Genomic DNA, 5,388 nt, shown 5'->3' on the forward strand with positions numbered 1-5,388 from the left:
AGGGAGGCGAGGGCGAAAGCAGTGATCGATTTCATGTTCATGCACCTGATCTTGCAGCGGCCATCAGCGGTCCGCAAGCTTCTGTTGCACAACGTCCCAGAAAATGGCGGCACTATCAATGCCGGACAGGGCCTTGATGGCCTGTATGCCGGTCGGAGATGTGACATTGACCTCTGTCAGTCGCCCGCCGATCACGTCGATTCCGGTCAGAACCAGCCCGCGCCGCTTTAGTTCCGGGCTGATGACATCGCAAATTTTGCGGTCCGCGTCGCTGAGGTCCGACTTTTCCGCCGTGCCGCCGACCACGAGGTTTGACCGCACCTGTCCCGCTTGCGGGCGGCGATTAATGGCACCCACAGGCTCGCCGTCGATCAGGATGATTCTCTTGTCGCCTTCGCTGACCGCAGGAAGGAAGCCTTGAACCATGACGGGTTCGCGCGACCGGGTGAAGAAGACTTCCAGCAGGGAGTCCATATTGGAATCGTCGGGCTTCAACCGGAACACGCCGGCGCCGCCATGGCCGTAAAGCGGCTTGATGATGATATCCTTGTGCGTCGCGCGAAACGCCAGGATGTCCCGCACGTCACGCGATACAAGCGTTGGCGGCATGATCTCGGGATAGAGCAGGGGGAATATCTTTTCCGGGCTGGAGCGGACACCTTCCGGATCGTTGACCACAAGGGTCTCGCCGGAAATCAGCTCCAGCAGGTGGCAGGCGGTAATATAGCTCATGTCGAAGGGCGGATCCTGCCGCATCAGGATGACGTCGAGATCCGTGGCCAGATCCAGTTTCACCGTCTCGCCGAACAGGCCGGGCGTTCCCTTGACCCGCTGGACCTTTGCCGGTCTGGCCCAGGCCGTTACCCGGCCTTGCTCATAGGACATGTGATCGGGCCCGTAGACGAACAGCTCGGCACCGCGCGCCTGTGCCACTTCGGCCAGCGCAAAGGTCGTATCGCCGTCAATCTTGACGTCTTCCAGCGGATCCATCTGGATCCCAACTCGCAATGTCATGAAACGCCCGCTCCCGTTTGATGCGGGCTGGGCAGTTACAGCTGCGCCGACCCGGTCAGTAGTTCACACCGAGCAATTCCGCATCGGTCTCGGTTCCATATGTAGGATTGGGCGTGGGATTGTAAGAGGGGCCCGCCTGTGTTGTCGGCGCGGCTGGCCGTTCGATGGGCTCCCGGATGCGGACATAGGATACGACCTGCTTCACGCCGCCGACAACGCTTGCCTCATGTGCGGCCCGTTTCAGTTCATCAGCAGTGCGCGCGGTTCCCATCAGGTACACGACGCGATCATAGGTTTCGATATTGTAGTTCAGGCTTTTCACGGTGCTTGAGCCGATCAGGCGCGTGCGCACGCGGCCTGAAATAATCTCGTCCGACACGTTCGCAATGAATCCACCGGCTGGCTGGATCTTGATCTCGTTGGCGACATCATGCGCCCGCGTTGACGTCCAGGCGATTCCTTCAGCCTCAACCCGGTCCTTCGGATCGTCGACACGGCCGGACAACAGGACGAGCCCACCGTTCACTTCGACATCCACTTCGCCAAATCGGTTGATGCTTTCAGACAGCAGTTTCGCCTTGATTTCGCCCGACGTTGTCGTGTCATCGACTGCTTCGCCCAACGTCTTGTCCTGAGCGGCGGCCAGGCTCACGGCACCAACCGCGCCGACAGCGGCGACGGCGCAGCCTCCGAGCGGCAGTGCAAGCAGGAGGGCGGCGGCGAGTCGCAGGGTCATGATATACACTCCAATGGCAGGCGGACCGGGAATCCGTAGAATTCAGACTGTTCCAGACTTACGGCGAAATTCTGGCACGGGGCAATAAAAACACTGCCGGGACTGCAATTGTCACGGCGTGTGCTCTCATGCGGGTTTGGGCTGGTTGTACTACCCCATGCATGATAACGTGTTTCAGCTAATAATAGAAGGAATTGAGACCCTGACTTCCAGCGCCCCGCGGACACTGCCCGCAAAGAGTGCCACACTTGAAGACATCCGGATCGTCGCCGAGGCTCTTGCCAAGGCGCTTGAGGATGACAAGGCTGAAGACCTCCTGTTCATTGACTTGGACGGAAAATCTTCCCTCGCCGATTTCATGATCATTGCGTCAGGCCGTTCCGGCCGGCATGTCGCAGCGCTTGCAGACCATCTTTCCCACCAGGTGAAGAAGCTCACTGGCCGTCCGGCCAATGTGGAAGGCATGCCGAATGCTGATTGGGTTCTCATCGACACGGGCGACGTCATTGTCCACCTGTTCCGTCCGGAAGTGCGAGAGTTCTACAATCTCGAAAAGATCTGGGCATCCGATACGAGTGCCCACCGCGCCATCCAGCACTAAGCACCGATGCGGCTGACAATTCTGTCTGTCGGTCGCCTGAAATCGGGCGCCGAGCGCGAGCTCTTTGACGAATATGTCAAACGGGCCCTCCCGGTTGCGCGCAGTCTCGGTTTTCGGGGCATCGAGGAGATCGAAGTCGCCAGCGGTGGCGGCCTCGACGCGGAAGCCGAGCGGATTCTCGCGAAGATTCCGGCGGGCGCCAATGTCATTCGCCTCGACGAGTTCGGTCGCAACACACCATCAGCTGATTTTGCCCGCCAGCTCGCGCGCCTGCGCGACCAGGGCGTACCCGATCTCGTGTTCCTGATCGGCGGTGCGGAAGGCTATGGTGACTCTGTCCGGCGCGCGGCGCCCGATACGATGGCATTTGGCGCGCAGACCTGGCCGCATCGCCTTGTCCGGGCGATGCTGGCCGAACAGGTCTATCGCGCCGTCTCGATCCTGGCGGGCATGCCCTATCACAAGGCTTGATGCTTGAGCTGGTAGGAGAAAAGTGAAGAGGCTCCGAAGCGTAACATGGGGGGACGCAGCTTCGAAGCCTCTTCGTAGATGGCCAGCGCTTGGGAGGGTTCAGTCGGGAGGGACTTTGCCAGCCATCTAAGACAATATACGCATCAGGGGCGCGTTCGGTTCCGAACGGACCCAAAAAAGGTTCAGCCGGCGAAAAGCGAAGGCGCAGGCGCCAGCGCCATTAGCAGCAGGGCGGCCGTAAACAGGCCCAGCGTGGTAACGGATGCTATTTTCGCAATTGCGTTTGAATGGCTCATGTCGGTCTCTTGTTCCGTCTGTCTGCACCCTAGATGGTGCGGCCTGTGCGTGATGAACACTCTCTGAATGGAATAGGTTCCATGCGAGGCGCGTATGAGACATTTTCGGGGCATGCGACGGCATGTGATTGATCCGGCCGCCGGGTCAGCCTAGACCGTCATCAGGGACGTAACTGACAGAAGGTGGGGCGCTGCATGGTCACGGCCGCGAAGGATTTCCTGAAAATCTACTGGCCGCTTGTCCTCGTGGCATTCGCGGGCCTGGTGTTGACGCTCATGTTGATGGATCCGGCGCCGCCCAAGACCATCAGGTTTGCGGCGGGTCCTCCCGGTGGAGCTTATTATACCTATGCCGAGCGGTATCAGCGCCTTCTCGGCGAACAGGACGTCAACGTCACCCTGATCCAGACGGCGGGCTCCGTCGAAAACCTGCGCCTGCTGGACGAAGGCAGTGTCGACGTGGCGCTGGTGCAGGGCGGTCTGGCCACGCCCGGCGACGCAGAGACGCTGCGATCCCTGGGTGGCCTCTTCCATGAGCCGTTCTGGGTATTCGTGCGCGATGAGGCGGGCGTCACGGATTTCGGCCAGTTGCGTGATCTTCGGATGGCCATCGGGCCGGACGGATCAGGGACGCGCCTTCTGGGTCTGGACCTGCAGGCTGAATTCGATGGCGTCTGGCCGCCTGCATCCCGCAACAGCCTGTCCGGGATTGCGGCCGCTAATACCCTGATCGAAGGCAAGCTCGACGCCGCCGCCTTTGCCGCCTCGCCGGACGCCGCCTATGTCCAGACGCTTTTGCGCGCGCCGGGCATTTCCCTCCTGCCGTTTGAGCGTGCCGAGGCGCTGTCGCGGCGCCAGCCGGCGCTTGCCGCCGTTGTCCTGCTCCGCGGCGTGGTCGATATCGGCGCCGACCTGCCAGCCCATGACGTGTCCCTCGTTGCGCCTGTAGCCCAGCTGGTTGTCAGGAAGTCGCTGCATCCGGCCATCGAGGCGCTGCTGGTCGATTCGGCCTCCGCCATTCACCAGGATGGCAGCCTGTTTGCGCGGGCGGGTGCGTTCCCGGATCCCGACACGACCGACCTGCCGGTCAGCCGTCAGGTCCAGCGCTATTATGCGAACGGCCCATCCTTCCTGCGTCGGTATTTCTCGTTCGACCTGGCCAACTTCCTCGACCGGGCATGGATCCTCGCCATCCCGCTCCTGACGCTACTCTTCCCGCTGGTAAAGGTTGCGCCGCCAATCTATCGCTGGCGGGTGCGCCGCAAGATCTACATCTGGTACAAGGACCTGCGCGACCTTGAGGCGCGCGGTCGGGACATGCCGACAAAGGAGGAACGCGCCGTCATCACCGACGAGCTGGAAGACCTGCAGGTCGAAATCGGCGAACTCGACGTGCCGCTGTCCTATACCGACGACCTCTACCGCCTCCGCAACCATGTCGAATTCGTCAAGCATCTCCTGATGAACACACGCCCGACACCGGGCCTCGGCGCCTAGCCCAGCCCGGCCTGCTTCACAGCTGACGCATAGGTGCGCGAGACCGGCGCGGCCTTGCCGGATTTCAGGACGAGAAAGAGCTTCCCGCCCTCGCGCCGCGTATCGGCTACCCCATCCTTGGCCACCCACCACGACCGGTGCGTCTGCAGCCCGTCGGTCCCGCCGAGATCGCGCATCGCATCGGCCAGGCGCATCAGGATCAATTCTTCGCCCAGGCTCGTATGGACACGCAGGTAGTGGTCTTCCGATGACACGGCCCACAGGTCGGCTGTGCGGTACCTGACCGGAAGCCGCTGCATGAACTGCGCAATCACGTCCTGGGCTTCATTGGCTTCCAGCAGGGGCGTCGCCGCCTGCGCGCGCGCGAGGATAGCGCCACCCGTCACCATCACCACGCACACCGCGTAGACATAAAGGTACTGGATGGGCAGTGCGCCAGGTGACACACGGGCGCCAAGCAGGAGGAAAAAGGCGATCAGCGAAGCAGTGACGGGCAGCGCGATCAGCCCCGCCGACAGAGCGACCCGGACAACGAGATTCTGCTGCGCGAACCGTCGCTCGAAGACGGCCGGAATGATCCATATCGCCGACACGCCACCCACGCTCATCGTCACGAGCCACATCACAAACCGCAAGGCGGGATGCACGTTGAAATCATACACACCAAACCAGGTGAACAGCGCGGCAAGCCCCACCAGGACAGCGGCAGGCCGCAGAAACTGCTTCAGTCGCTCTGTCATGTCGGCAAAGCCCCCTGCATTTCGCGCTTCGTG

Annotated in this window: 6 protein-coding genes; 3 read left to right on the plus strand and 3 right to left on the minus strand. The window is 61.7% G+C overall.

Annotation, left to right across the window (positions count from 1 at the left end):
* Positions 1-63: 63 nt before the first annotated feature.
* Together gshB and AADA04_RS05240 are read right to left on the minus strand one after the other, a co-directional pair.
* Positions 64-1,014 (minus strand): glutathione synthase, encoded by a 951-nt coding sequence (gene gshB / locus AADA04_RS05235; RefSeq protein WP_340692191.1) that lies wholly within the window; start codon positions 1,012-1,014, stop codon positions 64-66.
* A gap of 55 nt (positions 1,015-1,069) precedes the next feature.
* Entirely contained in the window at positions 1,070-1,750 is a 681-nt protein-coding gene (locus tag AADA04_RS05240) for a BON domain-containing protein (RefSeq protein ID WP_340692192.1), read from the minus strand.
* 169 nt (positions 1,751-1,919) lie between these two features.
* Between AADA04_RS05240 and rsfS the strand changes: the two genes are divergently transcribed.
* The 3 genes from rsfS (at position 1,920) to AADA04_RS05255 (ending at position 4,615) form a co-directional block, all read left to right on the plus strand.
* Complete coding sequence (gene rsfS, locus AADA04_RS05245) at positions 1,920-2,351, plus strand: ribosome silencing factor (RefSeq protein ID WP_340692193.1); 432 nt, start codon at positions 1,920-1,922, stop codon at positions 2,349-2,351.
* A gap of 6 nt (positions 2,352-2,357) precedes the next feature.
* Positions 2,358-2,822: a 23S rRNA (pseudouridine(1915)-N(3))-methyltransferase RlmH gene (locus tag AADA04_RS05250; RefSeq protein ID WP_340692194.1), complete on the plus strand. Its 465-nt coding sequence runs from the start codon at positions 2,358-2,360 to the stop codon at positions 2,820-2,822.
* 491 nt (positions 2,823-3,313) lie between these two features.
* Positions 3,314-4,615 carry a TAXI family TRAP transporter solute-binding subunit gene (locus AADA04_RS05255; RefSeq protein ID WP_340692195.1) on the plus strand — a complete coding sequence of 434 codons (1,302 nt, stop codon included), beginning with the start codon at positions 3,314-3,316 and terminating at the stop codon, positions 4,613-4,615.
* On the opposite strand, the gene AADA04_RS05260 is transcribed toward AADA04_RS05255, so the two are convergent.
* On the minus strand, positions 4,612-5,388 hold a 777-nt coding region (locus AADA04_RS05260; RefSeq protein ID WP_340692196.1), incomplete at its 5' end, for a LytTR family DNA-binding domain-containing protein. The two genes, AADA04_RS05255 and AADA04_RS05260, sit on opposite strands and share 4 nt — an antisense overlap.

The sequence above is a fragment of the Hyphomonas sp. genome, assembly GCF_037969335.1.
Lineage (GTDB): Bacteria > Pseudomonadota > Alphaproteobacteria > Caulobacterales > Hyphomonadaceae > Hyphomonas.

Bases quoted from the DNA above. Each gene is read 5' to 3' on its own strand.
- gshB (WP_340692191.1), bottom strand. From the start codon at position 1,014: ATGACATTGCGAGTTGGGATCCAGATGGATCCGCTGGAAGACGTCAAG.
- AADA04_RS05250 (WP_340692194.1), top strand. From the start codon at position 2,358: ATGCGGCTGACAATTCTGTCTGTCGGTCGCCTGAAATCGGGCGCCGAG.
- AADA04_RS05240 (WP_340692192.1), bottom strand. From the start codon at position 1,750: ATGACCCTGCGACTCGCCGCCGCCCTCCTGCTTGCACTGCCGCTCGGA.
- AADA04_RS05255 (WP_340692195.1), top strand. From the start codon at position 3,314: ATGGTCACGGCCGCGAAGGATTTCCTGAAAATCTACTGGCCGCTTGTC.